This is a genomic window from Micrococcus sp. Mcc28 (assembly GCF_024519775.1).
GTDB lineage: Bacteria > Actinomycetota > Actinomycetes > Actinomycetales > Micrococcaceae > Micrococcus > Micrococcus luteus.
The window spans coordinates 1-322 of sequence record NZ_JALJRH010000063.1; the positions used below are offsets into that span (position 1 = coordinate 1).

1 protein-coding gene is annotated in these 322 nt (G+C 53.1%); it reads left to right on the forward strand.

Translation table 11 applies throughout. The features are described 5' to 3' along the window. Nucleotides 1-321: hypothetical protein (locus NR073_RS11465; RefSeq protein ID WP_256748855.1), on the forward strand; the 321-nt coding region annotated here is incomplete at its 5' end. Nucleotide 322 lies beyond the last annotated feature (1 nt).

A 322-nucleotide genomic window follows, 5' to 3' on the forward strand; every position in this document is an offset into this window, starting at 1 on the left:
AAAAGGAGAGGAAAAGAGGGAAAGAAAAGAAGAGAGGAAGAGAGAAGGGGGAAAGGGAAGAGGAGGAAGAAAGAAGAGGAGAGGAAAAGGAAAAGAGGGAGAAGGAGAGAGGAGAAAGGGGGAAGGAAGAGGAGGAGGAGAGGAGAGAGAAGAAGAAAAAGAGAAGGGAAGGAGGGGAGAGAAGAGAAAAAAGAGAGAGGGAGGAGGAAAGGGGGGAAAGGGAGAGGGAGAAGAAAAAGGAAGGAGGGAAGGAAGGGAGGGGAGGAGGAGGGGGAAAGGGGAGGGGGGAAAGGAAGAGAGGACGCGGAGGGGGGGAGGTAGA